We start from the raw sequence: 15,774 nt of genomic DNA, 5'->3' as shown, positions 1-15,774 counted from the left end.
CGCCCAGTTCGGGGCACCCCGAGAACCAAGCGCCTCAGCGCAAGAAGCCTTCGACCAGTTCCACCCAGCACGCTGCGCCCAGGGGAATCAATTGATCGTTGAAGTCGTAGTGATCGTTGTGCACCGAGCAGCCGTTGAACTCCCCGGTGCCATTGCCCAGGCCGAAATAGCAGCCGGGAACTTCATCCAGCATCCAGGCAAAATCCTCGCTGCCCATGGCCCTGAATGACACTTGCTCCACCACGTTCTCGTCGCCCAGGGCCTTGCGCGCGGCGTCGAGCATCTGTCGCGTCTCGGCGACGGTGTTCACCAGGACCGGGGCCAGCAACTGATAGTCGATCTCGGCGGTGACCCCGAATGCTGCGGCCTGGCCCTCGACGATGGTGCGGATCCGCTGCTCGACCTGTTGGCGGATCGCCGGGTCAACCGTGCGCACGCTGAGTTCCAGCATGGCCGATTCGGGAATGATGTTGGTGGCGGTTCCGGCGTGTACCTTGCCGATGCTGATCACCACCGCATCGTTGGCGCTGATGTTGCGCGAGACCACGGTTTGCAGGGCACTGATGATGCCGGCCAGGGCCGGGATCGGATCGACGGCGCGCTCCGGCACGGCGCCGTGTCCGCCTTTGCCGGTCAGGGTAATGCCGACCCGCTCGGACGAGGCCATGACCCCGCCGCTCTTGATGATCGCGTAGCCCACGGGAAACCCCGGCATGTTGTGGAAGGCGTACACCGCATCGCAGGGGAAGCGCCGGAACAGCCCGTCGGCCATCATGCTCCTGGCGCCGGTCAGGCCTTCTTCATCCGGTTGGAAGATCAGGTTCAGCGTGCCGTCGAACTCGCCGTGCAGGGCCAGTTGTTCGGCCGCCGCCAGCAGGGTGGCGGTGTGGCCGTCATGACCACAGGCGTGCATCACCCCGGCGCGTTGGCTGGCCCAGGGCAAGCCGTTGCGCTCGATGATCGGCAGGGCATCCATGTCCGCCCGCAGGCCCAGGGTCCTGGAGCCCGAGCCGCGACGCAGGACGCCGACCACGCCATGGCCGCCCACCCCGGTGTGGACTTCATAACCCCAGCCTTCGAGCAGGCCGGTGACCAGGGCTGCGGTGTCCAGGGTGTCTTCACCCAGCTCCGGATGGGCGTGGATGTTGCGCCTGATCTTCAGGAAGCGCTCGGTGCTGGCTTGCAGTCGGTCTTGCAGAGAGGTCATGTTCACAACGGATTCCTTGTTCCAGGTAGAGGGGCAGTTGCAGGTCGGATTCAGGGACGGCCGGGATATTCCGGGTAGAAACGCAGGGCCACGCCACTGAGCACGATGGCGCTGCACAGATACCAGGCAGGTACCAGCGGGCTTGCGGTCACGGCGATCAGCCAGGTCACGATCAGCGGCGAGAACCCCCCGAACAGGGTGACCCCGAAGCTGTAGACGATCGACAGCCCGGTGACTCGCTCGTCACGGGCGAAGGCTTCCATCAGCAGCGCCAGGCCGGCGCCGCCGCTGATGGCCATCGGCAGGATCAGCATCGACACCGCCACCAGGCAGAGCAGGGTGCTTTGCAGGCCCAGCAGCATGAAGGCCGGGTAGGTCAGGATGATCTGCAGCCCGCACAGCCAGTACAGCAAGGGCTTGCGCCGTGGCATGCGGTCAGCCCATCGCGAGGCCAGCGGGGGAACGACCGTCAGCAGGACGCAAGCGAAGGCCACCAGCGAAAAGGCGAAGCTGCTGGAGTAGTGCAAGGTCCGGGTGAGGTAGGTCGGCATGTAGAACACCACCATGTAGGAGGTGACCGTCGAACTGGCCATGAGCAGTATGCCCAGCCCCAGGGTGCGCGCGTGCTTGCGCAACAGGTCGCGAAACGGCGTCGGGTTCTCCGGGTTCTGGTGGGTTTCATCCAGGTGCTTGCGGATGTACCAGCCCACCGGGCCTATCAGCAGGCCGATGATGAACGGAACGCGCCAGCCCCAGCTGTGCAGCGCCTGCTCCGACAGAACACTGGTCAGCGCCAACCCGGAAAGCGCCCCGAGCAGGGCGGCAGCGCCCTGGCTCGCGCCTTGCCAGCAGACCATGAAGCAGCGGTTGTCGGTGCGCCCGGACTCCATCAGGAAGGCCGACGCGGCGCCAACCTCACCGCCCGCGGAAAAGCCCTGCAGCATCCGCCCCAGCACCAGCATGATGGTGGCGAAGATCCCGATGCTGGAATAGGTGGGGGTAAAGGCAATGATGCCCGTGCCGATGGTCATCAAGGCAATGGTCAGCGACAGCGCCTGCTTGCGGCCGTAGCGGTCGGCCACCCGGCCAATCAGTACCGCCCCTAGCGGGCGGACGACAAAACCCAGGGCGAAGGTCACCAGCGACATCATCAGCGATGCCAATGGGGAGTCGGAGGGGAAGAACAGCTGGCCGATGATCACCGCGAAAAAGCTGTAGACGGTGAAGTCGTACATCTCCAGCGCATTGCCCAGGGAGGAGGCGACGACCACCCGGCGCATGTTGCCGCGGGGTATTGCCGGTGCTGTGCTCGGCGCGTATTGAAGCGGTAGCGAAGGAGCGGGGGTGCTTTTCATGGCATTTTCCAAAGAGTGGCGGTTGGCACAGAGGCTGTGCCCACCGCCAGTACGAGGTCCTGGCGCCCCCTCGGCGAAGGCGCTGTTGTTCGAGCCGTCGTGACCCGAGTTCAGCGCACCCCACTCTGGCGCAAGGCGTTGGGCGTGAACTCGGCCTCCAGCGCCTTGACGCCGAACTGATAGTTGCTCTTCTCTTCGTTCTTCAGGCCCAGCACCAGGTAGCGGCCGCTGACCATGTCATTCAGGGTCTCGGCGGTGTACCAGGGCACCTGGCTGTTGTAGTAGGAAAGCTGGTGGGCTTCGGCAACCCGCCACAGGGTATTGCGCCCGTCGTAGTGATCGATGACCGCGGCCTGCCAGGAGTCCTCGTCGATGTAGAAATCGCGCTTGGCATACACATGGCGCTGGCCGGGTTTCAAGGTCGCGACCACGTGCCACACACGGTGCAGTTCATAGCGCGCCAGGTCCTGGTTGATGTGCCCGGCCTTGGTGATCTCGGCGTACTTGAGCGTGGGCGAATCGAGCTTGTAACTGTTGTAGGGGATGTACAGTTCCTGCTTGCCCACCAGTTGCCAGTCATAGCGATCCGGCGCGCCGTTGAACATGTCGTAGTTGTCCACCACGCGCTGGCCGTCGGTACTGGCGGCCGGCCCGTCGTAGGCCACCTGCGGGGCCCGCCGCACACGGCGCTGGCCGGCGTTGTAGATCCAGGCCTGGCGAGGTTCCTTGACCTGATCGAGGGTCTCGTGAACCAGTTCCACGTTGCCGGCCAGGCGCGCTGGCGCGACCACGGTCTGCTTGTTGTAGAACAGCACGTTGCTCGGCTTGGCCGGATCGTAGTCGGCGAGGCTCTCGCGCAACACGTACTGGTGGGCAAAGGTCACGGGTGTGCCGTTGCCCTGGACATCCGGCACGATCTGCACCATCTGGCGCTTCACGCTGTCACCGCGATAACGGGTGATGTGGTTCCAGATCACCTCCAGCCCATTCCTGGGAATCGGAAACGGATAGGCCTTGGTGAAGTGCTCCAGGCCGTTACCGCCGGCAACCAGGGTGGTGTTCAGGGCGTTCTTGCGGGCTGCCTCGACGATGCTCGGCGGTACGTTGGCGCTGCGGTGAGTGGGGTAGACGTTCATCCGGTAATCGGGGTAGCGCTTGAACATCGCGACCTGGCCCGGGGTCAGGCGGCTTTTGTACTGCTCGACGTTCTGCGAGGTAATGCTGAACAACGCATGTTCGCTGCCATAGGGGTCGGCGAGAAAACCGGCGCTGTCGACCGTCCCGGCATTCTTCGCCAGGCCGCCGGTCCAGGCCGGAATGGTGCCGTCGGCATTGCCGGCGCGCTCGGCACCCACCGGGGTCAGCGTGGTCTCGAGCTTGGCCGCCTCTTCGGGCGACACTGCGGCCATGGCCGACGTGCAAAGCAGCAGCGACAACGCACTGCCGTGAAAAACCGACTTCGAAATGTTCATCGCACCCTGTCCTGTTCGATTGCTGATTGCGGATTCAAAAGCTCACGCCGAAGCTGAGGGCGACGAAGTCGCGATCAGTCGAAGTGTTGTAGGCGCCACCGAAGAAATCGGTGTAGGAAAGACTCGCCGAGTAGGTATTGCGAAGGTCGGCATCCAGGGCGAGGCTGATGGCCTTGCTGCCTTGGTTGAAGTTGGGGCCGTAGCCTTGCACGTCATGGGACCAGGACAGGCTGGGCTTGAGGTTCACCCCGGCGATCACGTTCTGATAGTCGAGGATGGCGCGGCCGCGATAACCCCAGGAATTGGCGGTGTAGAAGCCCTTGTTGTTGCAGTTCTGCGGGTTGACCGGGTTGGCCATCAGCGCGCAATTGCGGTTGTCGGGCAGTTCGCCGTTGCCGAAGATACTGTCCCGGCCGAAGCGCAAGGCGTTGCTGTTGATATCCCCCAGGTGGTTGTAGCCGATCTCGGTAATCAGGCTCAGGCGCTCGGCGGCCCAGACCTGGTCGATGAAATGGGTGAGGGTGATTTGCGCCTGGGTCACCGGCTTTCGCACATAACCGTGGAAGCTCTCGCCTGGCACTGGCTGCGCAAAGCCGCTGGTGAAGATCGGCGCACCGAGATCGGCCGCCATCGGGCCGGCGAGCGCGGCAATGGTCACGTCGCTGCCGTTGAGTGACAGCGGCATGTTCGGCCGGTAGCTCAGTTCGCCGGAAACCGCAGTGGTGCCCAGGGTGGTGGCAAAGCTCAGGCCATAGAGGCGGATGTCTTCCGGGTACTCGATGAAGTACTCGGCGCTTGACGCCCTGGTCCCTGGCTTTACCGCAAAGGGGGCGGCGCCGACCGTACCACCGAGGAAAGGCGCGCGGCTGTGGTAGTTCAGGGCATACAGGCCGAACTCGGTGTTGTTCAGCGCCTCGACCTGCCAGCGCAGGGCCATCCCGAACTGGCCACTGTCCCGCGCGTCGCGGTCGCCACCCCGGGTGAAGTGATACTGGCCATTGGGGTCCCAGGGGGGCGAGAAACCCATGCGGGTATTGCATCCATCGGCCATCACGTCGGAGCCGAAAAAGGTCCCGCAATTGTCGACGACGGTCTGGTCCCATTCCAGTTGATAGAAAAATTCGGCAGAGAGGTTTTCGCTCAGCCCCTGGGACAGAAACAGCATGTTGACCGGAATCAGGCCTTCCTTGATTTCGGCTCCCGGGCGCCGGAAGGCGGCGACATCCGTCGGGTTGATCACGTTGATGCCATTGCCGATGAAGGTGCTTTCCCCCCAACTGACCACCTGTTTGCCCAGGCGCGCATTGCCGGGCTGATCGGCGATGAAATAGTTGTGATAGACAAAAGCGTCCAGCAGCTGCGCGCCCGAGGACTTGGCGGCCTCCTTGCGATGCTCATCGCTGATCTGCACATAGCGCCGGCTCTCGTCCTTGAGTTCGAAGTCGTACCAGTACTTGCCCCGCAGGAACAGCCCGCTGTCGCCGTAGCTGAGCTGCAGGTCGTGCACGCCCTTGAAGATCTTCGAGAAGGTTTCGCCCTTGCGAAAGTTCAGCCGGCCGTCGTCGGAGGATTGGCTTGAAGCGTGCCCTGCGTTCCACGTGCCGATGAAGGCCCGGTCCGGGTTGCGCAGTGCCCAGCTGGCGCCAATGGACAACGAAGAATCGAATTGGCCCTGGATCTCGCCGATGTCGAAGGTAGCGGCCTGGCCAGGTGCGCTGATGCTCAGTGCAAGCAGCGTTGGCAGGCCCAGTAAGCGGAATGGATCAAGCTGGAATTGGTGCGCCACAGAACTTCCCCATCGTTTTTTTTATTGGAGGCAGTACGTGTTGTCTGCCGGGCGATGCTGGTGGTGGAGAATCTTCTGGGAGCGTGTTAAGAGTGTCCAATGCAAAGATAGGGCTGGATTAATGCAGTGAACGACTTAATCGATCTGAAACGTGTGCGCCATCTGGTCTATCTGAGCGAGGAACTGCATTTTTCCCGCGCTGCGGCTCGGGCCAACCTGTCGCAGACGGCGTTCAGCCGCAGCATCCAGTCGCTGGAAGCGGACCTGGGCGTTCGGCTCTTCGATCGTGATACGCGCACGGTGATGCTCACCGCTGCCGGGCAGCAGTTGATCGGGCGTGCTCATGAGCTGCTCGGTTGCGCCAGGAAGCTGGTGGCGCAAGCCATCGATATTGCCGGCGCCGAAGGTGGGGAACTGCGCCTGGGCATCAACCCGATGGCGGCCACGCTCAACACCGTCGATATTCTCATCAGGTTGCGCAAACAGGTCCCCAGGCTGGTGCTCAATGTCCAGGTCGGGTACTGGAATCAGTTGTGCCACCTGCTGGAAACCGAGCAACTGGATTTCGTGGTCGCCAGCCTCAAGTCGGGCGAGGAAATCGACCCGCGCTTTTCCGTGACCCATCTGCCGCCTCAGCCGGCCTCGGTGTTCTGTCGCCGCGATCACCCGCTGGCCCGCCAGGCAGGTCCGATTGCCCGTGCCCAGATCCTCGACTACCAGTGGAGTGGCGTGTCGCCGTCCAACGAAGCTTCGCTGTATGCCCTGTTCGATCTGGCGCCGGGCACCTTGCTGCCCTGGACCCTGAGCTCCAACGATCTGAACCTGTTGCGCGAAACCACCCTGAGCAGCGACTCGTTGCTCCTGACCTGGCGCTCGTGGCTCGACCAGGACCTGCACAACGGGCTGCTGGTGGACCTGGCACCTTTCATACAGCCGCCCTGGCCGGCGGATGTGCTGACCATCCGCTACGCCGTGGTGACCCATGCCGGACGCACGCTTTCACCGATTGCCCAGCAAGCCGTGGACATGATCGTCAGCGAAGCCCCGGGGAGTGCCGGGCTGTCGACATTCCCGGGTGCTTGAACCGCGGGTGCCGGGGGGGCTCAACCGGCCGCCCCAAAGATCTGTACGAAAACTCGCCGAGCAAAGATCAGGCAAGGCAAAAGCAGGCGAGGAAGCCGAGTTCTGCGGCCTGAATGAGCATGCCGAGCCTGTCTTCAACGCAGTCTGATCGAAGCACAGGTAGTTTTCGTACAGAGCCTAAGGTTGCGCAAGGTGCCTTTGGCGACATGCGCTGGGGCTCTGGCCGAACCAGCGATAGCAGGCGCGGGTCAGCGAGCTGGGGTCGCCGTAGCCCAACAGGAACGCCACTTCGGTCAGGGCGATCTGCGGGTGGGGCAGCAGCGACTCAAGGCGCTTGCGGCGCAAGTCATCGATGATTTCCTCCACCCGCAAGCCTTGGGCTAGCAGGCGGCGCTGGAGCATATGCCGGGGCATGCCCAGTTGTCCGGCCAGGACCGGCAGCGTGCAGTTGCCCGTCACCAGCAGGCGCTCCACCAGTATTTCCACCTGGCGCCCCAGGTCCAGGGGGTGGCTCTGGATCAGGCGGCGGACAATGCGCTCGGTGGTCTCAAGCATTGCCGGGCTGGCGCTGGCCAGCGGGGTACTGAGCAAGCTGGCGGGAAAGAGCAGGGCGTTTTCAGCCTGGTTGATGCGTACCCGGCAGCCATACAGGGCGCGATAGGCCTTGGCGTCGAGGGGGCTGTCATGCCTGAAATTGATTTGCCATTGCTTGCCGGTGTGGTGGGTAACCCGGCGCAGGAAAGCCAGGGCAATGCCATGGACCAGCTCGCTCAATTGCCGGTCGCCCAGCCTGCTTACGCTCAGGTCATGCTGCAGGTGCCAGGCGGCATATTGGCCCTCGACGCTCAGGCGCAGGTTCAGCCCGGGGGAGTGGTAGGGCATGTAGCGAGCGACCCGTTCCAGGGCATCGGCCAGGTGGCTGGCGTGGAGCACGATGAGGGCCAGCGGCCCGAGGATGGAGACGTCCTGCAGGTTCGCCAGGCGAGCGCCGAAATCCGCCAGCGACAAGGCCTGCGAGGTGATCTCCAGCAACTGCGCGACCTTCTCCAGGGGCAGGCTGAAATGGGCGTCGTCGAGCTGGGCCTGGGTCATGCCGACACGGGCCAGCAGGGCCTGGGCGTCACCGCCATGCTCGCTGACCAGTCGGGTGAAGCCGGTCAGGGCAGGGGCCCTGACAAACAAGGGGGGACGGTTCATTTTGTTCCCGAATGCCAAATTCTTGTTATCAAATGCCAAGTAACCTAATTCGCCCCATGCCAGCATCTCAAGTCAAGAAAATTCATGATTGGAGGTCTTGGAAATGCTTTGCGACTATCAGGACGTTCTGCAGATCGAGGCGGGGCCTCAGCCCTTTGCCGATATCAACAACACCTATGCGTTGATCGAACGCAGCGCGAGCCAATGGCCACAGGCCCCGGCCCTGAGCTTCTTTCTGCGGGTCGAGGATCATACGCGGCCGGTGCGCTGGACATACGCCCAACTGCTGGCGGACATCACTCGCGCAGCCAACCTGTTCGAGCGCTTGGGGGTACGGCGGGGCGACGTGGTTGCGCTGATCCTGCCGAACTTGCCGCAAACCCATATCGCCATGTGGGGTGCGCAGACCGCGGGTATCGCCTTTGCGGTCAACGTCTTGCTGGACGGCACGCAGATGGCCGAGTTGCTGGCGACGGCCAAGGTCCGCTGGATAGTCACGGTAGGCCCCGAGCCGGATGCGCAGATCTGGCAGCGGGTCGAGGGTGCGATTGCCCGCTTGCCCGGCCTGCAAGGCGTATTGGCTGTCGACCCGATGCGGCACCTGCCGGGCCATGGGCAGAGCGCGCCGCTGCCCGCTGAAGTGGCCGGGGTGCCGGTCCTGGATTTTTTCGCCGAACTGGCCCTCGAGCCAGGCGAGCGCCTGCGGTTTGCCCCGCCGGGCCTGAACGACGTGGCGGCCTACTATTGCACCGGCGGCACCACCGGCTTGCCGAAAATTGCCCGTCACAGCCAGCGCAATGAAGTGATCTTCTGCGGGCAACTGGATGCGGTGATCGGCGCGCCGGTCCTGCGGCCAGGACGCACCGTGCTGACCGCGTTACCGCTGTTTCACGTCAATGCGCTGATCGGTTGTGGCCTGGCGGCATTTGCCCAGGGCGGTCATGTGCTGCTGGCACCACCGGCGGGGTTTCGCACGCCGGGATTCATGCCGCGGTTCTGGGAGATAGTCGAAACCCATCAGGTCAGCAGCTATTCAGCTGTGCCCACGGTCTACGCCGGCCTGTTGCAGGTGCCCTGCGCGGGGCATGACACAAGCTCGCTGACGGTGGCGATCTGCGGCGCGGCGCCGATGCCCAGGGACTTGCTGCGCAAGTTCGAGCAACAGACAGGCCAGCGCATTCTCGAAGGCTATGGCTTGACCGAGGGCACTTGCGCGTCGTCGGTCAATCCGGCGCGCGGTGAGTCGCGCATTGGCTCGGTCGGCCTGCGCCTACCCTGGCAGGACATGCGGGTGATGATCCTCGATGAGCGAGGTGCCTGGTTGCGTGATGCGCAAGTCGATGAGGTGGGGGCGATCTGCATCAGCGGTCCCAATGTCTTCATCGGCTATCTGGACAGCGCCCATGATCAGGGGGCGTGGTTCGATACTGTCGCCCTCGACGGTGTGTCCGAACAGCGCTGGTTCAACACCGGGGACCTTGGGCGCTGCGATGGCGAAGGTTACTTCTGGCTCACCGGGCGCAAGAAGGAACTGATCATCCGCGGGGGGCACAACATTGAGCCCAAATACATCGAGGAGGTGCTGGCCACGCACCCCGATGTGGCGTTGTGTGCAGCGGTGGGCCGGCCCGACGCGCATGCCGGGGAAGTACCGGTGGCCTATGTGCAGGTGCGCGCCGGGAGTGCCATCAGCAGCGCCCAGTTGCTGGACTACGCGACGCGGCATATCAGCGAGCGCGCAGCGGTGCCCAAGGCGATCATCCTGGCCGACGCGCTACCCGTCACCGGAGTGGGCAAGATTTTCAAGCCCGCGCTGGTCATGGCTGAAATCGAGACAGTCATACGCCAGGAAGCCGCCTTGCTGGCCATCGAGCTGCAAGAGGTGAGGGTGGTGCAGAGCGCCAGGCAAGGCCTGGTGGCGAGCTATCGCTGCACAGATGAAACCTCGCGACTGGCCGAGGCTCTGAGCCGCTACACCTTTATCAGTGAGCGAAGCTGAGCCTGGGCTCCAGGCCGCGGGCCCGAGTGCTTGCGATGCAGCGCCGGTGTTGTGAAGTTGCACGCTTCGCATGCTCGCGCGCTGCCTCGCTTTTTCTTATCCAGCGAGCACATTTTTAATATTTTTCCTTCGCAGGCGTCTGTCGCACCATCTGTGGCATCCGACTTACCCCCGGGTTCTGAACAGCGTGCGCCCAGCCTTCCGGCCGGCGCCATTCGTCTCGCAGAAGGACACAGACATGACCGTAGAACAACCCATACAAGTGGACACCCTGGTGGTGGGCGCAGGCCAGGCCGGCGTGGCTATAAGCGAGCACCTGAGCAAGCTCGGGGTGCCGCACCTGGTGCTGGAGCGCAGCCGGGTGGCCGAGGCCTGGCGCACCGGGCGCTGGGATTCCCTGGTGGCCAACGGGCCGGCCTGGCACGACCGCTTTCCCGGGATGGAATTCGATGTCGCCGCCGATGCCTTTCCGGCCAAGGACCAGGTGGCGGACTATTTCGAAGCCTATGCGCGCAAGTTCAATGCGCCGATCCGCACCGGCGTGGAAGTGCGCAAGGTACTGCGCAATGTCGGCCGCCCGGGCTTCACCGTGGAAACCTCCGAAGGGCTGATCCAGGCCCAACGGGTGGTGGCCGCCACCGGGCCTTTCCAGCGTCCGGTGATCCCGCCGATTGCCCCGGCCAATGACCGGCTGACGCAGATCCACTCCGCCGAATACCGCAACCCGCAGCAACTGCCCGAGGGCGCGGTGCTGGTGGTGGGCGCGGGGTCGTCCGGGGTGCAGATCGCCGATGAGCTGCAGCGTGCGGGGCGCCGGGTCTACCTGTCGGTGGGGGCTCACGACCGGCCACCGCGCTCCTATCGCAACCGGGATTTCTGCTGGTGGCTCGGGGTGCTGGGAGAGTGGGACGCCGAGATCGCCAAGCCGGGGCGCGAGCACGTGACCATTGCCGTCAGCGGCGCCCGCGGCGGCCAGACCATCGACTTCCGCGCCCTGGCGCACCAGGGCATCACCCTGGTGGGGCTGACCAAGGCCTTTGCCGGCGAGCACGTGACCTTCCAGGCCGACCTGCTGGACAACCTGGCCCGGGGCGACGAGAACTACCTGGCATTGCTGGACGCGGCGGATGCCTACATCGCCCGCAACGGCCTCGACCTGCCCCTGGAGCCCGAAGCCCGCCGGCGCCTGCCGGACCCGGACTGCGTCAAGCAGCCGATCCTCGAACTCGACCTGCAACAGGCCGGCATCACCTCGATCATCTGGGCCACCGGCTACGCCGTGGACTTTTCCTGGCTGCAGGTCGACACCTTCAGCGAACAGGGCAAGCCCCTGCACCAGCGCGGCGTGTCCCGCGAGCCGGGGGTCTACTTCCTCGGCCTGCCCTGGCTGTCGCGCCGTGGCTCGTCGTTTATCTGGGGGGTGTGGCACGACGCCAAGCATGTCGCCGATCACATCGCCACCCAGCGCAAGTACCAGGCCTACAGCGACGCCCGGCAGCCGGTGGCTACCGCCGAAGCACCGGCCCTCAACCTCAGCCCCGTGGGAGCCCACTGATGCCTACTCATACTCGCATCCGCATGTTCAACACCAAGGACACCTACCCCAACCAGTCCCTGGACAACGACCTGTGCCAGGCCGTGCGCGCCGGCAACACGGTGTATGTGCGCGGCCAGGTCGGCACCGACTTCGACGGCCGGCTGGTCGGCCTCGGCGACCCGCGGGCCCAGGCCGAGCAGGCGATGAAAAACGTCAAGCAACTGCTGGAAGAGGCCGGCAGCGATCTGAGCCACATCGTCAAGACCACCACCTACCTCACCGACCCGCGCTATCGCGAGCCGGTGTACCAGGAGGTAGGCAAGTGGCTCAAGGGGGTGTTCCCGATCTCCACCGGGCTGGTGGTCTCGGCCCTCGGCCAGCCGCAGTGGCTGATGGAGATCGACGTGATCGCGGTGATCCCCGAGTGAGGGGGTTGCCGAAGGTTCCGGCGGCCTTGTGCCGCGCTTGCCACAAGGCCCTGTGGGCCAGGGAGTTTGCATGACTTTTTCCATCGTTGGACGCTGCGCCGAAACCGGCCAGCTGGGCATCGCCATCAGTTCTTCCAGCATCGCCGTGGGCGCGCGCTGCCCCTGGGTGCGGGCCGGAGTGGGCGCGGTGGCGACCCAGAACGTCACCTTGCCGGCCCTGGGCCCGCAGATCCTCGACCTGCTGGAGGGCCAGAAGCTCGACCCGGCCAGCGCCCTGGACCGGGCCCTGGGCAGCAACGGCTGGAGCCAGTATCGCCAGGTCACGGTGATCGACAGCCAGGGCCGCACCGCGTTGTTCAGCGGCCAGGAAGCCCTGGGCCAGCACAACGCTGTGGCGGGGGAGCAGTGCGTGGCGGCCGGCAACCTGCTGGCAGGCCCGCAGGTGATCGAGGCCATGGTCCAGGCCTTTGAAAACACCCCGGGCATGCTGGTGGAGCGCCTGCTGGCGGCGATGCAGGCAGCGATGGCGGCGGGGGGCGAGGCGGGGCCGGTGCATTCGGCGGCGCTGAGCGTGGTGGACGACCTGACCTGGCCCATCGTCGACTTGCGGGTGGACTGGGCCGACGCCGACCCCATCGGCCAGCTCGCCGGCCTGTGGCAGGCCTACCGGCCGCAGATGCAGGACTACCTGACCCGCGCCCTGGACCCGACAGCGGCGCCCAGCTACGGAGTGCCGGGCAATGAGTGAACAATCGAGCCGCGAGTTGTTGGCGCGGCTGGTGGGCTTTGCCACGGTCAGCCGCGACTCCAACCTGGAGCTGATCGGCTTCATCCGCGATTACCTGGCCAGCCATGGCGTGCACAGCGAGCTGATCTACAACCCGGAGCGGACCAAGGCCAACCTGTTTGCCAGCATCGGCCCCGAGGATCGTGGCGGTGTGGTGCTGTCCGGCCACACCGACGTGGTGCCAGTGGACGGCCAGGCCTGGAGCGTCGAGCCCTTTGTCCTCAGCGAGCGCGAAGGGCGCCTGTACGGCCGCGGTACCGCCGACATGAAAGGTTTCATCGCCTCGGTGCTGGCTGCGGTGCCGGGCCTGACCCGGCGCCGCTTGCGGCTGCCGGTGCACCTGGCCTTTTCCTATGACGAGGAGGTGGGGTGCCTGGGGGTGCGGCCGATGCTTGAACGAATGCAGCAGCGGCCGCACAAACCGCTGCTGTGCCTGATCGGCGAGCCCACCGAGCTGCGCCCGGTGCTCGGCCACAAGGGCAAGCTGGCCATGCGTTGCCAGGTGCGCGGCGCGGCCTGCCATTCCGCCTATGCGCCCTATGGGGTCAATGCCATCGAGTACGCGGCGCGGCTGATTGGCAAGCTGGGGGAGATAGGCAGCCGCTTGGCGCAACCCGAGCACCACGACCCACGTTTCGATCCGCCGTTCTCCACGGTGCAGACCGGCACCATCCAGGGCGGCCGGGCCCTGAACATTGTGCCGGCCGAGTGCCAGTTCGATTTCGAGGTGCGCACCCTGCCGGGCTATGACGCCCAGGCGGTGGTGGACCAGTTGCAAGGCTATGCCCGGGAACAGCTGCTGCCGCAGATGCAGGCGGTGCAGGCCGACACCGGGATCGCCCTGCAACCTCTGAGTGCCTACCCGGGGCTGGCCACCGCTGCCGACAGCGAGGCCGCCGAACTGCTGGCGCTGCTCAGCGGCTCGCGGGAGTTCGGCACCGTGGCCTTCGGCACCGAGGGCGGGCTGTTCCATCAGGCCGGGATTCCCACGGTGGTCTGCGGCCCGGGCAGCATGGACCAGGGCCACAAGCCCGACGAGTTCATCAGCCTTGAGCAACTGCACGCCTGCGACGCCCTGTTGCTGCGCCTGGGCGACTGGCTGGAGCACCCGGCCTGAACCGGATGCGCTCCACCCAGGCGCCCTAGCCACGGGACAGTGCCCATTCGCCGCCATCCGGACCTCCGGATGGCGGCGTTTTGCGTGGGGCGCCAGGCCGTCTGGTTGCAGAGCTTTTTCATGGGACTCGAACATATTTTTAGTATTTTTCCTCTGGCCCGCTGTGACGCACCATCGCTCTGGACCCAATAACCAGCAGGCCGTCGCAACGGCCGACGAGGGAATGCAGCGTGTTCGATCTCGGTTACTGGCAGCAGCGGGCTGCCCGACAAACATTCATTGACCAGGCGCTGATCGGCGGCCAGCGGTTGTCCGCCGAATCCGGCGCTACCTTCGATGCCATCAACCCGGCCACCCGCCAGGTGCTGGCCCGGGTCAGCGCCTGTGGCGCAGCCGAGGTGGACCTGGCGGTGGCCGCCGCGCGTCGGGCCTTCGAGCACGGGCCCTGGGCGCGCATGGCCCCGGTGGAGCGCAAGAAGGTCCTGCTGCGCCTGGCCGAACTGATGCTGGCCCACCGCGAGGAACTGGCCCTGCTGGACAGCCTGAACATGGGCAAGCCGGTGATGGACGCCTGGAACATCGACGTGCCCGGCGCGGCCAATGTCTTCGCCTGGTACGCCGAAAGCATCGACAAGCTCTACGATCAAGTGGCCCCCGGCGCCCGCAACAGCCACGCCAGCATCAGCCGCGTGCCCCTGGGGGTGATCGGCGCGGTGGTGCCCTGGAACTTCCCCCTGGACATGGCCGCCTGGAAGCTGGCGCCGGCTCTGGCGGTGGGCAACTCGGTGGTGCTCAAGCCCGCCGAGCAGTCGCCGTTCTCGGCGCTGCGCCTGGCCGAACTGGCCCTGGAGGCCGGTTTGCCGGAAGGCGTGCTCAACGTGGTGCCGGGCCTGGGCAGCGAAGCCGGACGGGCCCTGGGCCTGCACCCGGACGTGGATTGCCTGGTGTTCACCGGCTCCACCGAGGTGGGCAAGTTCTTCATGCAGTATTCGGCGCAGTCCAACCTCAAGCAGGTCTGGCTCGAATGCGGTGGCAAGAGCCCGAACCTGGTGTTCGACGACTGCCAGGACCTGGACCTGGCCGCAGAGAAGGCCGCCTTCGGCATCTTCTTCAATCAGGGCGAGGTGTGTTCCGCCAACTCGCGGCTGCTGGTGCAGCGCAGCATCCATGAACAGTTTGTGGAGCGCCTCAAGGCCAAGGCCGGGGACTGGCGGCCGGGCAACCCGCTGGACCCGGCCAGCCGTGCCGGGGCCATGGTCGACGCGCGCCAGACCGCCAGCGTCATGGGGCATATCGCGGTGGCCCGGGAGCAGGGCGCGCAGCTGGCCTGTGGCGGCCGGCAACTGAGCATCGATGGCAGCGACAACTACATCGAGCCGACCATCCTCACCGGCGTGGGCCCGGCGATGGCCATCGCCCGGGAAGAAGTGTTCGGCCCGGTGCTGGCGGTGACGCCGTTCGACGACGAGGAACAGGCCATTGCGCTGGCCAATGACAGCGTCTACGGCCTGGCCGCCTCGCTGTGGAGCGACGACCTCAACCGCGCCCACCGGGTCGCCGGGCGCTTGCGGGCCGGCACGGTGTCGGTCAATACCGTGGATGCCCTGGACGTCACCGTGCCGTTTGGCGGTGGCCGGCAGTCGGGGTTCGGTCGCGACCTGTCGCTGCATGCCTTCGACAAGTACACCCAACTGAAAACCACCTGGTTCCAGCTGCGCTGAGCGCTGTGAACCCTCTGCGGCGCCGGGCTGGCGCCGCTGCACCTGCCGCCCCGGCGGCAGGCCCACAACAACAATAAGAACGGAG

12 protein-coding genes are annotated in these 15,774 nt (G+C 65.3%); 7 read left to right on the top strand and 5 right to left on the bottom strand.

The features are described 5' to 3' along the window. Positions 1-34: 34 nt before the first annotated feature. The 4 genes from AC1RMG_RS18675 to AC1RMG_RS18660 form a co-directional block, all read right to left on the bottom strand. On the bottom strand, positions 35-1,207 hold the full coding sequence (locus AC1RMG_RS18675; protein ID WP_493169869.1) for an amidohydrolase: 1,173 nt from the start codon (positions 1,205-1,207) through the stop codon (positions 35-37). Between the two features lie 50 nt (positions 1,208-1,257). Next, positions 1,258-2,562 carry an MFS transporter gene (locus AC1RMG_RS18670; protein ID WP_015635991.1) on the bottom strand — a complete coding sequence of 435 codons (1,305 nt, stop codon included), beginning with the start codon at positions 2,560-2,562 and terminating at the stop codon, positions 1,258-1,260. Positions 2,563-2,672: 110 nt separating this feature from the next. Next, entirely contained in the window at positions 2,673-4,034 is a 1,362-nt protein-coding gene (locus tag AC1RMG_RS18665) for a DUF1329 domain-containing protein (RefSeq protein ID WP_493169867.1), read from the bottom strand. Positions 4,035-4,068: 34 nt separating this feature from the next. Next, positions 4,069-5,820 (bottom strand): DUF1302 domain-containing protein, encoded by a 1,752-nt coding sequence (locus AC1RMG_RS18660; protein WP_125063035.1) that lies wholly within the window; start codon positions 5,818-5,820, stop codon positions 4,069-4,071. Positions 5,821-5,946: 126 nt separating this feature from the next. Between AC1RMG_RS18660 and AC1RMG_RS18655 the strand changes: the two genes are divergently transcribed. Next, entirely contained in the window at positions 5,947-6,903 is a 957-nt protein-coding gene (locus AC1RMG_RS18655; protein WP_015635988.1) for a LysR family transcriptional regulator, read from the top strand. Positions 6,904-7,080: 177 nt separating this feature from the next. Here the strand turns inward: AC1RMG_RS18655 and AC1RMG_RS18650 are convergent, their stop codons facing one another. Next, the gene (locus AC1RMG_RS18650; protein WP_011061809.1) at positions 7,081-8,100 is read right to left on the bottom strand and encodes an AraC family transcriptional regulator; all 1,020 of its coding nucleotides are present in this window, start codon (positions 8,098-8,100) and stop codon (positions 7,081-7,083) included. Positions 8,101-8,203: 103 nt separating this feature from the next. On the opposite strand from AC1RMG_RS18650, the gene AC1RMG_RS18645 reads away from it, so the two are divergent. From AC1RMG_RS18645 to AC1RMG_RS18620, 6 genes are all read left to right on the top strand, one after another. Beyond that, entirely contained in the window at positions 8,204-10,099 is a 1,896-nt protein-coding gene (locus AC1RMG_RS18645) for an acyl-CoA synthetase (protein ID WP_493169864.1), read from the top strand. Positions 10,100-10,337: 238 nt separating this feature from the next. Next, the gene (locus AC1RMG_RS18640) at positions 10,338-11,654 is read left to right on the top strand and encodes a flavin-containing monooxygenase (protein WP_493169862.1); all 1,317 of its coding nucleotides are present in this window, start codon (positions 10,338-10,340) and stop codon (positions 11,652-11,654) included. After that, positions 11,654-12,064: a RidA family protein gene (locus tag AC1RMG_RS18635; protein ID WP_011061806.1), complete on the top strand. Its 411-nt coding sequence runs from the start codon at positions 11,654-11,656 to the stop codon at positions 12,062-12,064. Before AC1RMG_RS18640 ends, AC1RMG_RS18635 begins: the two co-directional genes overlap by 1 nt. 70 nt (positions 12,065-12,134) lie before the next feature. Beyond that, positions 12,135-12,812: a DUF1028 domain-containing protein gene (locus AC1RMG_RS18630; RefSeq protein WP_011061805.1), complete on the top strand. Its 678-nt coding sequence runs from the start codon at positions 12,135-12,137 to the stop codon at positions 12,810-12,812. Then, entirely contained in the window at positions 12,805-13,968 is a 1,164-nt protein-coding gene (gene argE / locus AC1RMG_RS18625) for an acetylornithine deacetylase (protein WP_019094862.1), read from the top strand. Before AC1RMG_RS18630 ends, argE begins: the two co-directional genes overlap by 8 nt. 230 nt (positions 13,969-14,198) lie before the next feature. Further along, positions 14,199-15,689 carry an aldehyde dehydrogenase gene (locus AC1RMG_RS18620; RefSeq protein WP_493169860.1) on the top strand — a complete coding sequence of 497 codons (1,491 nt, stop codon included), beginning with the start codon at positions 14,199-14,201 and terminating at the stop codon, positions 15,687-15,689. Positions 15,690-15,774: the final 85 nt, after the last annotated feature.

The sequence above is a fragment of the Pseudomonas sp. GW822-FHT04H02 genome (assembly GCF_058800645.1).
The sequence above is the reverse complement of the archived record's forward strand: the minus strand, read 5'-3'. Positions and strand labels throughout refer to the sequence as shown.